Annotated in this window: 14 protein-coding genes; 5 read left to right on the forward strand and 9 right to left on the reverse strand. The window is 65.4% G+C overall.

Translation table 11 applies throughout. From position 1 onward, the window contains the following. The first annotated feature begins 45 nt into the window (after positions 1-45). Positions 46-954 carry an oxygen-dependent tRNA uridine(34) hydroxylase TrhO gene (gene trhO / locus ACSR1C_RS01775; protein ID WP_460257602.1) on the forward strand — a complete coding sequence of 303 codons (909 nt, stop codon included), beginning with the start codon at positions 46-48 and terminating at the stop codon, positions 952-954. A gap of 15 nt (positions 955-969) precedes the next feature. Here trhO and ACSR1C_RS01780 read toward each other — a convergent pair whose 3' ends face one another. From ACSR1C_RS01780 to ACSR1C_RS01790, 3 genes are read right to left on the reverse strand one after another with little or no spacing between them, the layout of a single operon-like run. Then, positions 970-2,025 carry a transporter substrate-binding domain-containing protein gene (locus ACSR1C_RS01780; RefSeq protein ID WP_460257603.1) on the reverse strand — a complete coding sequence of 352 codons (1,056 nt, stop codon included), beginning with the start codon at positions 2,023-2,025 and terminating at the stop codon, positions 970-972. A gap of 40 nt (positions 2,026-2,065) precedes the next feature. Beyond that, the gene (locus ACSR1C_RS01785) at positions 2,066-3,166 is read right to left on the reverse strand and encodes a Hint domain-containing protein (RefSeq protein ID WP_460257604.1); all 1,101 of its coding nucleotides are present in this window, start codon (positions 3,164-3,166) and stop codon (positions 2,066-2,068) included. 34 nt (positions 3,167-3,200) lie between these two features. Continuing rightward, positions 3,201-4,823: a Hint domain-containing protein gene (locus ACSR1C_RS01790; RefSeq protein WP_460257605.1), complete on the reverse strand. Its 1,623-nt coding sequence runs from the start codon at positions 4,821-4,823 to the stop codon at positions 3,201-3,203. A gap of 273 nt (positions 4,824-5,096) precedes the next feature. On the opposite strand from ACSR1C_RS01790, the gene dapE reads away from it, so the two are divergent. From dapE to ACSR1C_RS01805, 3 genes are all read left to right on the forward strand, one after another. After that, the gene (gene dapE / locus ACSR1C_RS01795) at positions 5,097-6,242 is read left to right on the forward strand and encodes a succinyl-diaminopimelate desuccinylase (protein WP_460257929.1); all 1,146 of its coding nucleotides are present in this window, start codon (positions 5,097-5,099) and stop codon (positions 6,240-6,242) included. 31 nt (positions 6,243-6,273) lie between these two features. Beyond that, the gene (rnr, locus tag ACSR1C_RS01800; protein ID WP_460257606.1) at positions 6,274-8,529 is read left to right on the forward strand and encodes a ribonuclease R; all 2,256 of its coding nucleotides are present in this window, start codon (positions 6,274-6,276) and stop codon (positions 8,527-8,529) included. Positions 8,530-8,618: 89 nt separating this feature from the next. Beyond that, a complete protein-coding gene (locus ACSR1C_RS01805; protein WP_460257607.1) occupies positions 8,619-9,893 on the forward strand; it encodes a lytic murein transglycosylase in 1,275 nt (424 codons plus the stop codon). 4 nt (positions 9,894-9,897) lie between these two features. Here ACSR1C_RS01805 and ACSR1C_RS01810 read toward each other — a convergent pair whose 3' ends face one another. Genes ACSR1C_RS01810 through gpmI form a run of 4 tightly spaced genes read right to left on the reverse strand, consistent with a single transcriptional unit; the run spans position 9,898 to position 14,423 of the window. Beyond that, entirely contained in the window at positions 9,898-10,386 is a 489-nt protein-coding gene (locus ACSR1C_RS01810) for an RNA pyrophosphohydrolase (protein ID WP_460257608.1), read from the reverse strand. Between the two features lie 37 nt (positions 10,387-10,423). Then, positions 10,424-11,761 carry a S41 family peptidase gene (locus tag ACSR1C_RS01815; RefSeq protein ID WP_460257609.1) on the reverse strand — a complete coding sequence of 446 codons (1,338 nt, stop codon included), beginning with the start codon at positions 11,759-11,761 and terminating at the stop codon, positions 10,424-10,426. 5 nt (positions 11,762-11,766) lie between these two features. Beyond that, positions 11,767-12,906, reverse strand: coding sequence for a murein hydrolase activator EnvC family protein (locus ACSR1C_RS01820; protein WP_460257610.1), 1,140 nt, complete (start codon positions 12,904-12,906; stop codon positions 11,767-11,769). Next, a complete protein-coding gene (gpmI, locus tag ACSR1C_RS01825; RefSeq protein WP_460257611.1) occupies positions 12,903-14,423 on the reverse strand; it encodes a 2,3-bisphosphoglycerate-independent phosphoglycerate mutase in 1,521 nt (506 codons plus the stop codon). Before gpmI ends, ACSR1C_RS01820 begins: the two co-directional genes overlap by 4 nt. Positions 14,424-14,571: 148 nt before the next feature. Here gpmI and ACSR1C_RS01830 point away from each other — a divergent pair, with 148 nt between their 5' ends. Continuing rightward, positions 14,572-15,834 carry a SulP family inorganic anion transporter gene (locus ACSR1C_RS01830; RefSeq protein ID WP_460257612.1) on the forward strand — a complete coding sequence of 421 codons (1,263 nt, stop codon included), beginning with the start codon at positions 14,572-14,574 and terminating at the stop codon, positions 15,832-15,834. A 3-nt stretch (positions 15,835-15,837) separates the two neighbouring features. Here ACSR1C_RS01830 and rlmH read toward each other — a convergent pair whose 3' ends face one another. Both rlmH and rsfS read right to left on the reverse strand, forming a co-directional pair. Beyond that, a complete protein-coding gene (rlmH, locus tag ACSR1C_RS01835) occupies positions 15,838-16,308 on the reverse strand; it encodes a 23S rRNA (pseudouridine(1915)-N(3))-methyltransferase RlmH (protein WP_460257613.1) in 471 nt (156 codons plus the stop codon). After that, positions 16,309-16,674, reverse strand: a complete 366-nt coding sequence (gene rsfS, locus ACSR1C_RS01840; RefSeq protein ID WP_460257614.1) for a ribosome silencing factor — start codon at positions 16,672-16,674, stop codon at positions 16,309-16,311. It abuts the gene before it with no gap. Positions 16,675-16,741 lie beyond the last annotated feature (67 nt).

A 16,741-nucleotide genomic window follows, 5' to 3' on the forward strand; every position in this document is an offset into this window, starting at 1 on the left:
CCCGCCTCTTGTGGCGGGGTCCTGTCATTGCTTATGAAAGGCGCCATGATTCCTGTCGTTGCGCTATATCATTTCACCCGATTTTCCGACCCGTCGGCGCTGCGCGGGCCGCTTCTGGCGCTGTGTCAGGCGCAGGGCGTCCATGGCTCGTTGCTGCTGGCGGCCGAGGGGATCAACGGCACCATTGCCGGGCCCCGCGCCGGGCTGGACGCGGTGCTGGCGCATATCCGGGCGCTGCCGGGCTGCGACGATCTGGAATGGAAGGAAAGCCAGGCGGCCGAGATGCCCTTTGGCAAGATGAAGGTACGCCTGAAGCGCGAGATCGTGACCATGGGCCAGCCCGACGTGGACCCGCGCGCGCGGGTCGGGCATTACGTGGCGCCGCAGGACTGGAACGATCTGATCGCGTCGCCCGATGTGGCGGTGATCGACACGCGCAACGATTACGAGGTGTCGATCGGCACGTTCGAAGGCGCGATTGACCCCGGCACCCGGTCCTTCGGCGAGTTTCCGGAATGGTGGGCGCAAAACAAGCACCGCTTTCACAACAAGCGGATCGCGATGTTCTGCACCGGCGGTATCCGCTGCGAGAAATCCACAAATTTCCTGCTGGGGCAGGGGGTCGAGGATGTGTTCCACCTGAAGGGTGGTATCCTGAAATATCTCGAAGAGACGCCGCAGGACGAAAGCCTGTGGCACGGCGAATGCTTTGTTTTTGACGAACGGGTGTCGGTCGGTCACGGGCTGGCTGAGGGGCCGCACTCGCTGTGCCGCGCCTGTCGCCGGCCGCTGACCCCCGAAGACCTGAAGCGCCCCGAATATGAAGAAGGCGTAAGCTGCCACCACTGCGTGGGCGATCACACCGAGGAACGGCGCGCGCGGTTCAGGGAACGGCAGCGTCAGATCGCATTGGCGCGGGCGCGGGGGGCGCGCCATATCGGCGCGGAATACTGACGCCGGCGCGCGGGATCAGGACGGTGCGCCGAAATACTTGCGATAGATCCGGTCATAGGTGCCGTCCTCGCGCAGTTTCAGCAGGCTGCGGTTGATCGGTTCCAGGAACGGGCTGCCCGAGGGCAGGGCAAAGCCATAGCTTTCACGGCGGAACGGCGCGCCCACCATCTGTGCGTTCTCACGGCCTTCATGCGTGGCGTAGAAGGCCAGCACCGGCGCATCGAACACCACGGCGTCCAGCTGCCCGCCCTCGAACGCATCCAGCAGCCCCTGGAGGTCGGCATAGCCGGTGAAATCCAGTTCGCGCCCGCGCAGAAAGGCGGCAGAGGTGGACTGTTCGATCGTGCCGACATTCTTGCCGTAAAGATCGTTCACCGTGTTCACCGAGCCCTGAATCGCATCCACCGTCAGCATCGCGGTGATCTTCGCCACGAAGATCGACACAAGGAACAGTGAGCCCAGCACCAGGATCACCCCGAAGATCCGCCCGAAGAAGGTGCGCGGCACCCGTTCCTCGAACCCGCCATTGACCACAAGGTTCAGCGCCCACCAGAACGAGGGAAACATCGCCTCGCGCGCGGGGCGGTCGAAATAGGGCTGTGCGCCGCGTTCCAGCCGCCACATCAGCATTCCGCCACCGAACAGCAGCAAAAACGCCACGCCGATGGCAATCAGCAGGTCGCGCGACAACAGGGCCTGCCAGACCATCCCGACCGAATCGCCGCGCGGCACCATGACCTGAAGGCCGCTTTGAAAGATCGCGTGGCTGAAATCCAGCACCTGTTCGCGCTCGGCGGTGATCGAGATGTTGGCGACGGCGACATCCATGCGGCCGTCCTGCACCTGACCCAGCATTTCGGCGAAGGTATCGACGCGGGTGAAGGCGGAACCGAGGCCCAGATCCTCGGCCACGGCGCGCCACAGTTCGATGCTGAACCCGGTCTGCTCGGGGCCCTGGCGGGTCGAGAACGGCGACCGTTCGACCGTGACCACGTTCACCTCCTGCGCGGTGACGGCGAACGGCGCAAGCAGCGCCGCGAAGAAGGCGAGAAAGGCCAGGGATCTGATCATGACGGGTGTCCGGTTTTTTGGTCTGAGTAGGCCATTGATCTTATCGGCTTAGCAATGCGGCCCGAAGTGTTACCGCCTCATAGTTGCGAAGTGCGGGATAGGCCAGTTGCTTGTGCATAGGCAGGTGGCCGGGTGGCGCATTTCGCAGCACCGTTGTGGCCAGCATGTCGGGCGCATCACGCAGGCTGCCGACGAACAGGCTTTCCATGGCGGCGCCCGCGACCCGGAGCATGGCGGGATCGTCCAGCAGCACCTGATGATAGCGGATCGTCGGGCCGGCGGGTTCGGACGCGGCGAAATTGGTATGCAGCAGCGCGTGTGCCTCGACCAGAACGGCCTCTTCGCTGAACAGGTATTCCACCTCGGGGCCATCGACGACCAGCCGCTGTTCGGGGGCCACGACCACGTCCTGCACCAGGCCCAGATAGGGCGCATACAGGCGGATCGGGCGGAACCGGCCGCGCGCCGGCACCTCGCGCGTGCAGGTCCAGCGGATCTGGCGTGCCGCACCGGTATCGGTCAGCACGGCATCGCCGGGGCGCAGGCTTTCCACCCGGCGATAGCCGTCCGGGGTCAGCACCGGCGTACCGGCGGCGAAACTGGGGGTGATGCCGACGGGTTCAAGCCGGTCGGACAGGCCGAAGCAACGCAGCGCCGGGCCGAAGATCACCTCGCGTCCCGGATGACGCAGCCGCGCGATGTCGGAGTTCAGCCAGGGCAGCGGATCGGCGAATTCCTTTTGCAGCAGGGTGCCGTCGGTCACGAACTCGGCCGACAGCAGCCCCCGGCGCGCGGCGGCGTTCCAGGAAATGGTCAGGCGGATCGTGCCTTCGGTATGGCGCCGGTCGGGGCGCAGGGTCACCTGCCGGCTTTGCCGACCCAGTTTGCGGGCAAAGACGATCGTGCCGTCCTTGCACAACTGCACAGAGATATGGCTGGTGATATCGGCCCGGCGATGCAGCACGAACAGGGGGTGATCCCTTGCCGTTCCGCGCCCGATCTCGGCCTCCAGATACAGGCTGCCGGTTTCCAGAATGTCGTCTTCGGCCGCGTCGCGGTCATAGGAGACGCGCAGCGGCGGGCCGCTGGCCGCATCCGGCCGCTGTCCGAAACCGGTATCGGTAAGCGCGATCCAGGCCATCAGCCCCCTTTCCGGCGGGGCGCAGGGCCGGCCATCAGGCGGCGGCCCGCTGCAGCAGCACCTGTGCCTCATAGCGGCGCAGGGTGCGGCGGGCGGCGGGGCTGTAGCCCTTGCCGGTGTCGGGGTCCAGCTCGGGAAAGATTGCGCAGATTTCCGCGACGATGTCGTGTTCGAAGACCTTGGTGGTCTGCGGGCCCGGCAGGAAGCTTTCGGTGGTCAGCCCGGCGGACCAGATGATCTGATGCCGGTCGAACAGCAGGTGCACATAGTCGACGCTGCCGCCTTCCTGCACCCGCACCGAGCGGTCGTTGACCAGATCCTTGGCCGCGACCAGAACCTCGCCCGCGCCGAACAGCAGTTCGGCCAGGCCGTCGCGCAGCAGCACCCGGTGCTGGGGCGAGACAAGCAGCGTGTCATGGTTGCCGAAGGTGTTGGCCAGAATCCGGATCGGGGCCATACGGCCCTTTGCGGCCACGGCGCGCCGCCCGGTCCAGCGCAGCGGCTGCGGCCCGTCATCCAGCGTCATCACCATATCGCCGGGTTCCAGATCCTCGACCGGGATTTTGCCGCGATCGGTCAGGATCAGGGTGCCGGCGACAAAGCAGGGTACGGTGTTGACGGTGACAAAGCCCACGTCCGAGGTGCCGGTGTCATTCTCGACCGTGTAGGTAAAGCTGACCTCTTCCTCGTCCAGGTCGGTGGTGACATCGAACGTGCCGTCGGCGTTCAGCGTGATCACCTGGCCGGTGGTCAGCGTGACGCTGTCGCCGGCACTGACCGGCACGCCGTTGATATGGGTGATCGTCAGGGTGCCGGGGCCGGAATTGGTGTCATTCTCCAGCACGTCCAGCACCTTGGTGCCGCCGGGGGCGATATCCATCTCGTCGAGATTGGCGATGACGGCGGTCTGGACGCTGTCGCCCGCGATCAGCAGGTTCGAGTCATAGCTGGAATCGCCCACATCCGCGATGCCGATGCGGATCGAGTTCACCTCGCCCGCGTTGACCGGCATGGTCAGGGTCATGGTGACGGTGAAGCCGTCCATTTCGGTGTTATAGGCGTCGCCCGTGTTGTCGATATACAGGTTTTCGTTGTTGGTGGAATTCACGCTGCCGACATCGGTGCCGCTGTCGCTGACTGCCAGTTCGACCGGTTCGCCGTTGACCCAGACCACCACCGCGTCGTTGTAGATCGAGTTCACGTATTCGGGGTATTCTTCGGACGAGAACACGAATTGCATGGTCATCGTGTCGCCGGTGGGGACGAAATCCACATCCAGAAAGGATGCGTCATAGGTGTTGGCGCCGACCACCGCGTTGAAATCGGCGTCATTGTCCACGCCGTAGGTATTGGTGCTGGTGTTGGTGCTTTGGTTCGGGTCGTTCGAGGTGGGCGGCTGCCAGCCCCACCAGCCGCCACCGCCGCCGCCGCCGGGGGCATTGGTGAAATCCTGTGCCTGTCCGGTCGACAGGATCACGCCGCTGTCGCCGGGCGTCACCCCGGGCGAGGTGGTGTCGCCGCCGCTGTAGATACCCGAGGAATAGCCCGATCCGGTATAGGACGCGCCAACAACGGTCACGCCGTCGCCGAAGATTTCCTCGGCCATCTGCGTCGCAGATGCGCTCGTGTTGATTGACAGTTCCGATGCCGTCGCCATGCCTGCCCCTGCCCTTGGGAGGCCGCGCAAACACGAATACCCGCACCTGTCGGTGTGGGATCAGATCGGTATATCTGCTCGTCGGGCCATTTTTGGCCCCGTGTTTGCCCTGCCTCGGGTCAATTATTATGCCCGCAAACCTGCCCTAGAACCGCCGTTTTGTTAACACCTTGATTTCACAAGGCCCCCCGGAATGCCGGAAAATGTTTCCCTGCTGCAACATTGCACCCCGATCCGCGCCGGTTTATCGCTGTTTCAGCCAATCGAAGGACCCTGACCGTGACCGATGCCATCGCCCTGACCGCCGATCTGATCCGCTGCCCTTCGGTGACGCCGCATGAGGGCGGCGCGCTGCAATTGCTGGAAGCGCGGCTGGCTGCGGCGGGGTTCACCTGTCACCGGGTGGATCGCGGCCGGGTGTCCAACCTGTTCGCCCGCTGGGGCGACAAGGGGCACGCGCGCAGCTTTGGGTTCAACGGCCATACCGATGTGGTGCCCGTGGGCGATACGGCGGCCTGGACCGTCGATCCGTTCGGCGGCGACCAGAAGGACGGGTTCCTGTGGGGTCGCGGTGCCACCGACATGAAATCGGGCGTGGCCGCCTTTGCCGCCGCCGCCATCGATTTCGTCACCGAAACCCCGCCCGACGGCGCCGTGATCCTGGCCATCACCGGGGATGAGGAAGGCGACGCCGTCGACGGTACCACCGCCCTGCTGGACTGGATGCAGGATCAGGATGAACGCATGTCGGTCTGTCTGGTGGGCGAACCCACCTGCCCCAACGTGATGGGCGAGATGATGAAGATCGGGCGGCGCGGCTCGATGACCGCCTATTTCACCATCAAGGGGGTGCAGGGCCATTCCGCCTATCCGCACCGCGCCCTGAACCCGCTGCCGGCGATGGCGCGGCTGATGGACCGGCTGGCCAGCCACACGTTGGACGACGGGACCGCGCATTTCGATGCCTCCACCCTTGCCGTGACCACCATCGACACCGGCAACCCGGCCAATAACGTGATCCCCGCCGACTGTCGCGCCACGGTGAACATCCGCTTCAACGATGCCCACAGTTCCGCCAGCCTGACCGATTGGCTGCGGTCAGAGGCCGACCGCGTGGCCGAGGAAACCGGCGCAACGGTGGAGATGCGGGTGCAGGTCTCGGGTGAAAGTTTTCTGACGGCGCCGGGGCCGCTGTCGGATCTGGTGGCGCGGGCGGTCGCGGCGGAAACCGGGGTGACCCCGGTTCTGTCCACCTCGGGCGGCACGTCGGATGCGCGTTTCGTCAAGGATCACTGCCCGGTGGTCGAGTTCGGCCTTGTCGGCAAGACCATGCATCAGGTTGACGAGCGGGTCGAGGCGGCGCAGATCGCGCAGCTTCAGCGCATCTATGGCCGCATCCTGACCGATTATTTCGCATGACGGCGGTTTGGGTGCGTGCTACCTCAATCGCATGACACAGATCCCGTCCAAAGCCGAAATCCTTGCCTGGGTTGCCCAGAACCCCACCCTGACCGCCAAACGCGACATTGCCAAGGCGTTCGGGATCAAGGGGGCCGACCGGATCGACCTCAAGCGCATCCTGAAGGAGCTTGAGGAAGAGGGGCATCTGGAAAAGCGCCGCAAGACCTATCGCGACCCCGACAAGCTGCCGCCGGTTTCGGTGCTGCAGATCATCGAACCGTCGGCCGATGGCGATCTGTTCGCCCGCCCGCTGGAATGGCAGGGCGAGGGCCCCGAGCCGCGGGTCCTGTTCGTGCCGCGCGAAAGCGACCCGGCGCTGGGCGCGGGCGACCGCATTCTTGGCCGCCTGACCGAGGTCAAGGCCGAGGATCATCAATACGAGGCCCGGCTGATCCGCCGGATCGGCACCAACCCGCACCGCATTCTGGGCATCTTCCGCAAAGGTGCCGAAGGCGGGCGAATCGTGCCCATCGACAAGGGTGCCGACAAGGAATGGCAGGTGGTGGCCGGCGCCACCCACGGCGCCAGGGACGGCGAGTTGGTCGAGGCCGAGCAGACCGGCCCCCGTGTGCGCATGGGCCTGCCCAAGGCGCGGATCATCGAACGGCTGGGCGACCCGACCGCGCCGCGCGCGGTGTCGCTGATCGCGATCCATCAGCACGGTATCCCCGACGATTTCCCTGATGCGGTGATTGCCGAGGCCGACCGCGCCAAACCGGCAGGGCTGGGCAAGCGCGAGGACCTGCGCGATCTGCCGCTGATCACCATCGACCCCGCCGATGCGCGCGACCATGACGACGCGGTCTATGCCCATGCCGACGACGATCCGCACAACGAGGGCGGGCATATCGTCTGGGTCGCGATTGCCGATGTCGCCTGTTACGTGACGCCCGGGTCCGCGCTGGACCGCGAGGCGCGCAAGCGCGGCAATTCCACCTATTTCCCCGACCGCGTTGTGCCGATGTTGCCTGACCGGCTGTCGGGCGATCTGTGCAGCCTGCACGAAGGCGTGCCGCGCGCCTGCATCGCGGTGCGGATGAAGCTGGACATGGCCGGCAACAAGATCGGCCACCGCTTTACGCGCGGGCTGATGCGTTCGGCCGCGTCGCTGAATTACGAAGAGGTCCAGGCCGCCCGCGACGGCGCGCCCAATGAAAAGACCGAACCGTTCCTGAACGACGTTTTGAACCCGCTTTATGCTGCGTATATGGCCGCCTCCAAGGCGCGTCACGCGCGCCAGCCGCTGGATCTGGACCTGCCCGAGCGCAAGATCGTTCTGGGCGAGGATGGCAAGGTGCAGTCGGTCACGTTTCGCGACCGCTATGACGCGCACCGGCTGATCGAGGAATTCATGATCCTGGCCAATGTCGCCGCAGCCGAGGAACTGACCAGGATGCGCCGCCCGCTGTTGTTCCGGGTGCACGAGGAACCCTCGCCCGAAAAGCTGGACGCGCTGCGCGATGTGGCGGCGGCCTCTGGCTTTACGCTGGCCAAGGGGCAGGTGCTGAAGACGCAGCACCTGAACGCGCTGCTGGACGCGGCGATGGGCACCGAGTTTTCAGAGCTGATCAACCTGTCCACGCTGCGATCGATGACACAGGCCTATTACAACCCTGAAAACTTTGGTCATTTCGGGCTGGCATTGCGCAGCTATGCGCATTTCACCTCGCCGATCCGGCGGTACTCGGACCTGATCGTGCACCGCGCGCTGATTGCGGCGCATGGCTGGGGCGACGATGGCCTGTCGCCCGAGGATATCGAGCGGCTGGAAGAAACGGCGCAGCATATCTCTGATACTGAACGCCGTTCCATGGCGGCCGAGCGCGACACGACCGACCGTTATCTTGCCGCCTATCTGTCGGAACGGGTGGGCAATGAATTCACCGGGCGGATTTCCGGCATCGCCAGGTTCGGGGTTTTCGTCAAACTGGACGAAACCGGCGCCGACGGGCTGGTGCCGATCCGCGAGCTGGGCAACGAATACTTTCATCATGATCGCGAGGCGCAGACCTTGATGGGGGCCGATAGCGGATTGGTGATCGGGATCGGCCAGCGCGTCACCGTGCGCCTGGCCGAAGCGGTGCCGGTGACCGGCGGGTTGTTGCTGGAACTGCTGTCGATCGACGGAAAGACCCTGCCGCGCGGCCCCGCCCGTGGCCCCGGAAAACCGGTGCGGCGTCTGCCCGCCCGGTCAAAAGCCAGAACCGACAAGACCAAGCGGAAGGTTGCACGCAAGCGGCGCTGATCCGCGCAATCGTCGATTGCTCGCTTTCGGATTGTTCCGGTTCGCGCTACAGTCGGGGCAAGAAACAGCAGGCAAAGCAGGTTCATTTCATGGTGTATTGGGCAAGGGTAATCTGTTTGCTCGGCGCGTTGGCGCCGGGTGTGCTTTGGGCTGCGGGACCGGCGCCCGAGCGATCCCTGCGCCCCATGGCGCGGCCCGCATTGGCACAGGACAGCAACGTGGTTCAGGTCGCCGCGTCGAACCTGGGATTTCAGCGCTGGATCGACGGGTTTCGCGGCCGGGCCCTGGCAAACGGGATTTCGGCGCGGGTCTTTGACAGTGCTTTCCGGGATGTGGACTACAACACCGACGTGATCCAGAAGGATCGCAATCAGTCCGAATACACCAAGCAGATCTGGGACTATCTGGACAGCGCGGCCTCGCCCGTGCGGGTCACGAACGGCCAGGCGGCGCTGCGGCGTCACGCGCGCACCCTGAACGCGGTCGAGGCGAAATACGGTGTCGAGAAAGAGGTGGTGACCGCCGTCTGGGGGCTGGAAAGCGCCTATGGCGAGCATCGCGGCACGATCCCGACGATCGAGGCGCTGGCGACCCTGGCCTATGACGGGCGGCGCGGCGCGTTTTTCGAGGCACAGCTGATTGACGCGCTGAAGATCCTTCAGGCCGGCGATGTGCCCGCCAGGCGGATGACCGGATCCTGGGCCGGGGCGATGGGCCATACCCAGTTCATCCCGTCCAGTTTTCTGGCCTATGCGGTGGATTTCACCGGCGACGGCCGACGCGATATCTGGAGCGACGATCCCGCCGATGCGCTGGGCTCGACCGCCGCCTATCTGGCGCGGCACGGCTGGGTCACCGGGCAGCCCTGGGGCGTCGAGGTGCGGCTGCCGCGTGGATTTGACTATGGGTTGTCCAGCCGCAAGATCCAGAAGTCCCCCGCCGACTGGGCGGCGCTGGGCGTGCGCGGGATCGACGGCAGGCCGGTGCCGAACTATGGCGCGGCCTCGATCCTTTTACCGGCGGGATCGCAGGGCGCGGCCTTCATGATCTTCAAGAATTTCAGCGTCCTGGAACGCTATAACGTCGCCGACGCCTATGTGATCGGGGTTGGCCATCTGTCGGACCGTCTGAAAGGCGGGCCGCCGATTCAGGCCAGCTGGCCGCGCGGATACAAGCCCCTGACTTTTGACGAAAAGAAAGAGATGCAGCGCCGCCTGACCCGGGCCGGGTTTCTGGACGACAAGATCGACGGAATCATCGGCCCCAACACGATCAACGCGATCCGCGCCTATCAGCAAAGCCGGGGCGTCGCGCCCGATGGCTACCCGTCTGACGAGTTCTTGAAACTGCTGAAATCGCGCTGATTGCTCAGGGCGCGATTCTTGGTGCCAGTTCCGCCACGACGCTGCTGTAAACCTCGCGCTTGAAGGGCACGATACTGGCGACCAGTTGATCGGGGGCCAGCCATACCCATTCGGAAAACTCCGGGTGCTCGGTTTCGATGTTGATCTGGCTGTCGTCGCCCAGAAACCGCATCAGGAACCAAAGCTGCTTCTGGCCACGGTATTTGCCCTTCCAAACCTTGCCCAGCAGTTCGGGCGGCAGGTCATAGGTGACCCAGTCGCCGGTGCGTCCCAGCACCTCGACCAGATCTGCGGTCACGCCGGTTTCTTCCCACAACTCGCGCAGGGCGGCGGTTTGCGGGTCTTCGCCCTTGTCGATGCCGCCCTGGGGCATCTGCCAGGCGGCGACCTCGGAATCCTTGCGCTGGCCGACAAAGACCCTGCCCTCGGCATTGATCAGCATCACCCCGACGCAGGGGCGATAGGGCAGTTTTGCAATCTCTTCGGGTGTCATCGGCGATCGGGGCCGGCGCAGGGCCGGCCCGCTCCTTTTATTTGGCGGGGTCGAGGGCCGAGAGACCCTTGAGGATATCAACGGCATAGGCCAGCTGATAATCCTCTTCGCGCAGCTTGGCGGCATCTGCGGCCTTCTGCTGCTCTTCCTCGGCCTGCTTGCGCTCGTCGTCGGTCATCGAGTCGTTCGACAGGATGCCGCGCAGATCGGCCTCGGAACGGGTCCGGGGCGTTTCGGCCTCTGTCTCGGCCTCTTCGACGGGGGCGCGCGGGGGCTGCGGCACGACGATGTCGGGCGACACGCCCAGCGCCTGGATCGAGCGGCCCGACGGCGTGTAATAGCGCGCGGTGGTCAGGCGCATCGCGCCGTTGCCGGACAGCGGCATAACCGTCTGGACCGACCCCTTGCCGAAGCTTTTGGTGCCCACGACGATGGCGCGGCGGTGATCCTTCAGCGCGCCGGCGACGATTTCCGACGCCGAGGCCGAGCCGCCATTGATCAGCACGACCATCGGCTTGCCGCCGGTCAGATCGCCGTCAACGGCGTTGTACCGCTCGCTGTCCTCGGGGTTGCGGCCCCGGGTCGAAACGATTTCGCCCGCATCCAGAAAGGCGTCCGATACCTTGATCGCCTGGGTCAGCAGCCCGCCGGGGTTGTTACGCAGGTCAAGCACGACACCGTTCACCTTGTCCGGGCCGCCCAGTTCCTCGATGGATTTCTCCAGCTCGGTCTTGAGGTTGGGATAGGTCTGGTCGTTGAAGGTGGTCACGCGCAGCACCACCGTATCGCCCACGGTGCGCGACCGCACGGCGGTCAGCTTGATCGTGTCGCGGGTGATGGTCACGTCGAAGGGTTCATCGGCGCCCTGACGCACCACGGTGATCTTGATGTCCGAACCCACGGGCCCGCGCATCAGTTCGACCGCCTGATCCAGGGTCAGGCCCAGCACGCTTTCGCCGTCCACATGGGTGATGAAGTCGCCCGATTCGATCCCGGCCTCGTCGGCGGGGGTGCCGTCGATCGGCGAGACGACCTTGACGAAGCCTTCTTCCTGCGTGACCTCGATGCCCAGGCCCCCGAACTCGCCGCGGGTCTGCACCTGCATGTCGTCGAAATCCTTCGGCGGCAGATAGCTGGAATGCGGATCAAGCGAGGTCAGCATGCCGTTGATCGCGGCCTCGATCAGATCGCGCGAGTCGACCTCTTCGACATATTGCGCGCGGATGCGCTCGAAGATGTCCCCGAACAGATCGAGCTGCTGATAGACCGATCCTTGCTGATCGGCCTGCTGTGCGATCAGCGGTCCGGCCACCTGGGTCGTCAGCACCGCGCCTGCAAGGGTGCCACCCAAAGCGGCCATCACGAATTTCTTCATGCGTTCTATTCCTTCGTCACACTGAACCACAAAGCGGGGTCCACCGGGGCATTGCCCTGTCTCATTTCCATATAAAGCGTTTCTGAACGGTCTGTGCCACCGCCTTCTGCCATATCGCTCAGAAATGCGCTTACTTTCGGGTCGGCGCCGCCCATCAGCCCCACCGGGGTCCCTGCGGGCAGCACCTGACCGACCTCACCATAAACCTGCGCGAGCCCCGCAAGCACCAGCAGAGTGTCGCCCGCGGGCTCAAGGATCATCACATTTCCGTAGTCCAGCAGCGGCCCCAGATAGCGGATGGTCGCAGGCGCGGGCGTGGTGACCAGCGCCAGCGGCGGCGTCGCGATCAGCAGGCCAGGGCGGCGGATGCCGGCGGCATCGGATTCGTCGAAGCGGCGCAGCACCGTGCCCTGCACCGGCAGCGGCAGGGTGCCGCGCGCGGCGGCGAAGCTGGCGATGGGCGGCAGGGCCTCGTCCGCGTTCAGGCTGATCAGTCCGCTGGCGAACCCTTCCAGCGTGTCGGTGCCCTGCAGCAGTTGGCGCAGCCTGTCGGGGTCGGCGGCAAAGCGGCGCGGCAGATCGGTGCGGTCGGAAATGGCCATCGACAGGGCGGTGCGGGCCTGTTGCACGCCGCTCAGCCCGTCGGCCAGCGTCTGGGCCGCGCTTTCTTGCAGGGCGCGCAGCAGTGCGACCTCTTGCAGTGTGGCGCGCAGGGCGTCGGTGCGGGCCTGCAGGGCCGGGGTGATATCGCTTAGCAGCATTCCGGCGCGGGCGGTGCCGACAGGCCCCGACGGGTGCAGCAGCAACAGGGTTTCGGGCGCGCGCTGCATCGTCACCAGGACCCCCAGCAGGCGCGCGACCTCTTCGCGGCGGGCGTCCAGTTCCAGCCGGATCGCCTGTTCGCGGATCGCGGCGCGGCGCAGCCCCTCGCGCAGGGCGACCAGCCCCTCCTCATAGGCCTGGATGGTCTGGGTCAGGGCGGCGACCCGGTCCGACGCGTCCTGCGCGTCCTGTAGCGCCATCGCGGCCTGATCAAGCTGCTGCGCCGCGCGGCGCGCGGTGCTGATCGGATCGGTTTGCGCCCAGGCCGCCGGCCCGGCAAGGGCCAGCAGCAGGGACAGCAGCAAACCGGACCGCAGGATCATGAAACGATCAGGCTTTCGCCGGTCATCTCTGCCGGTTTCTCCAGCCCCATCAGTTGCAGCAACGTGGGCGCCAGATCCGACAGCCGCCCGTTGCGCAACAGGGCGCCAGCCGGCCCGCCGATCAGCGCCACCGGCACCAGATTGGTGGTGTGCGAGGTATGCGGCCCGCCGGTGACGGGGTCGACCATCACCTCGCAATTGCCATGGTCGGCGGTGACGATCATCGCGCCGCCGGCCGCCTCGAGCGCGGGCAGCACACGGGCCAGGCCCTGATCCACGGCCTCGCAGGCCTTCATGGCTGCGGGCAGATCGCCGGTATGGCCGACCATGTCGGGGTTGGCATAGTTCGCCACGATCAGGTCATAACCCGCCTCGATCGCGCCGACGAAATGATCGGTCACCTCGGCCGCCGACATTTCGGGCTGCAGGTCATAGGTCGCCACCTTGGGCGACGGCGCCATATAGCGATCCTCGCCCACCTCGGGGGTTTCCTTGCCACCGTTCAGGAAGAAGGTGACATGGGGGTATTTTTCCGTCTCGGCCAGGCGGAACTGGCGCAGCCCGTGCTTGGCAACCCAGGCGCCCAGCGTGTTGACCAGTTCGCGCTTGGGATAGCAGGTGGTCATATAGGCGTTGTGGCCTTCGGAATATTCGACCATGCCCAGCAGCGCCGACAGGCCGGGGCGCGGGCCGGTGTCGAAATCTTCGAACGCGGGTTCGGCGATGGCGCGCAGAATTTCGCGCGCGCGGTCGGCGCGGAAGTTCAGGCAGAAAAAGCCGTCGCCGCTCATGACGCCCTGATAGTCGCCGATCACGGTGGCGGGGATGAATTCGTCGGTCTTGTCGGCGGCGTAGGCTTGCACGACAGCGGTTCGGGCATCGGGGGCGGTGTCGCCGGTGCCGTTGATCATCGCGGCATAGGCGGTTTCGACACGTTCCCAGCGATTGTCGCGGTCCATCGCATAATAGCGGCCGATCACCGTGGCCACAAAGGCCCCCGCCGGCAGTTTGGCGACCAGCTCGGCGATAAAGGAATCGGCGGATTTCGGGGCCACATCGCGACCATCGGTGATGGCGTGAACGGCCACCGGCACACCGGCATCGGTGATCGCCTTGGCGGCGGCCAGCACATGGTTGATATGGCCATGCACGCCACCGTCCGAAACCACACCCATCAGATGCGCGGTGCCGCCGGCGTCTTTCACCCTGGTGATGAAGTCCAGCAGTGCGGCGTTTTCAAAGAACGAGCCATCCTCGATCGCCAGGTCGATCTGGCCCAGATCCATCGCGACGATGCGGCCTGCGCCGATATTGGTATGGCCCACCTCGGAATTGCCCATCTGGCCGGTCGGCAGGCCCACATCGGGGCCGTGGGTGATCAGCGTGGCATTCGGGCAGGTGGCCATGATGCGGTCGAAGGTGGGGGTGTCGGCCAGGGCGGGGGCGTTCGCCGCGCGCTCTTCGCGCTTGCCCCAGCCATCGAGAATGCACAGTACGACAGGTTTCGGAGTGGTCATGAAATGCGCCCCTTGCTCGGTTACGTCCGTTCTACGACCGGGGAAAAGGAAGGACAACCGCCCAGGTGGGTCTGCGGCGTTCCGTACGTGCATCTTGTGCGGGAGAGGATTAAGTTTGCCGCAAGATACGATTCCGCAGGCGGTATTCATGACGCCGAAACTTCTGACGACCCTGAAAACCTATAGCTGGCCCCTGTTCACCGCCGATCTGTTCGCCGGGGTGACCGTGGCCATGGTCGCGCTGCCGCTGAGCCTGGCCATCGCCATCGCGTCGGGCGCGGATCCGGCGCAGGGGCTGATCACCGCCATCGTGGGCGGTTTTCTGATTTCGGCGCTGGGTGGCAGCCGGGTGCAGATCGGCGGGCCGACGGGCGCGTTCATCGTCGTGGTTTATGGCGTGATCGCCGCGCATGGCTATGACGGGCTGGTGCTGGCCACCTTCATGGCGGGGCTGATCCTGTTGCTGGCGGGGGTTTTGCGCATCGGCAACCTGATCGCCTATGTGCCCGAGGCGGTGGTGAACGGCTTCACCATCGGGATCGGCATCATCATCGGCACCAGTCAACTGAAGGATTTTCTGGGGCTGAGCATGGAACATGTGCCGGCCGATTTTCTGGAAAAACTGCCCGCGCTATGGGCGGCGCGGGGCACGGTCAATCCACAGGCGCTGGGCATCGGCGTGCTGACCGCCGTGCTGATCGTGGCGCTGCGCCGGATGTTTCCGCGCTGGCCGGGGCTGATCGTGGCGGTGGCCATCGCATCGGCCATTGCGGCGTTGCCGGGCCTGTCCGTCGATACGATCGCGTCACGCTTCGGCGCGCTGCCCAGCCACCTGCCGCGCCCGCATCTGCCCGCGATGTCGATGGCGCGGATTGCCGAATTGCTGCCTTCGGCCTTTGTCATTGCTTTTCTGGCCGGGGTTGAATCGCTGTTGTCGGCGATGGTGGCGGACCGGATGATTGGCGGGCACCACCGCCCCGGCGCCGAGGTGATCGCGCAGGGCGCGGCCAATGTGGCGTCCTCGCTGTTTGGCGGGCTGCCCGCAACGGGGGCGATTGCCCGCACCGCCACCAATGTCCGCGCAGGCGGGCGCACCCCGGTGGCGGGCATCGTGCATGCGCTGACCATTTTGCTGGTGATGATGCTGGCGGCGCCGGTGGCGGGTTATCTGGCCATGCCGGCGATGGCCGCGCTGCTGATGCTGACCGCCTGGAACATGACCGAGCCGCACAAGTGGCGCAGCTATCTGGCACAGCCGATGGACGACAAGCTGTTGCTGGGGGTCACGCTGGTGCTGACCGTTCTGGTCGATCTGACGGTGGCAATCGGGGTCGGGGTGGCGTTGGGCCTGGCGCTGAGGCTGCGCAACCGCAAATCCGCGCCCGAGGATTGGACGACGCCCAAGCGCTGAGTTTCAGGCCCGGTGATAGGGCGATCCCGCCAAGATCGACGCCGCGCGATAGATCTGTTCCGCCAGCATGACCCGCGCCAGCATATGCGGCCAGACCATCCTGCCTAGCGACAGGCTGGCATCGGCGCGGGCGCGCAGAGCGGGGTCGATCCCGTCGGCCCCGCCGATGACGAAGGCCACATCGCTGCGCCCGTCGTCGCGCCAGCGGGCCAGAAGATCGGCAAATTCGGGCGAGGACATCAGCTTGCCGCGTTCATCAAGGGTGCAGATCAGCGCGCCGTCGGGGATCGCACGGTCCAGCAACGCGGCCTCGGCGGCCATGCCGCCGCCCTTCTTGTCCTCGACCTCGTGCAGGGTGGCCGGGCCAAGGCTCAGCGCGCGCCCGGTGCGATCGAACCGGGTGATATAGTCGTCGATCAGCGCGCGCTCGGGTCCCGCCCGCAGGCGGCCGACCGCACAGATATGGACGCGCATTCAGACCCTGGCCGCGATGGCCCCGGCTGGCATCCACATCTTTTCAAGCTGATAGAACTCGCGCACTTCCGGGCGGAAGACATGGACGATGATATCGCCGGTGTCGATCAGCACCCAGTCGCCCTGCTCCTTGCCTTCGACCTTGGAGGACCGGCCAAGCTCTTGCTTCAGCTTGTCGGTCAGCTTTTGGGCGATCGAGGTCACCTGACGGGTCGAACGGCCCGAACAGATCACCATGTAATCAGCCATCGTGGACTTGCCACTCAGGTCGATTGTCACGATATCTTCGGCCTTGTCGTCGTTCAGGGAGGCGAGGATACGCTCAAGCAGTTCTTCGCTTGTAACGTCAATTGGGAACTGCGTCATGGGCAGGCCCGCTGCGTGCGTGGAATGCACCGCATCTGCATGATGGGACAGGTCATTGTCCTCCTTA

This window comes from Actibacterium sp. D185-2 (assembly GCF_054954595.1).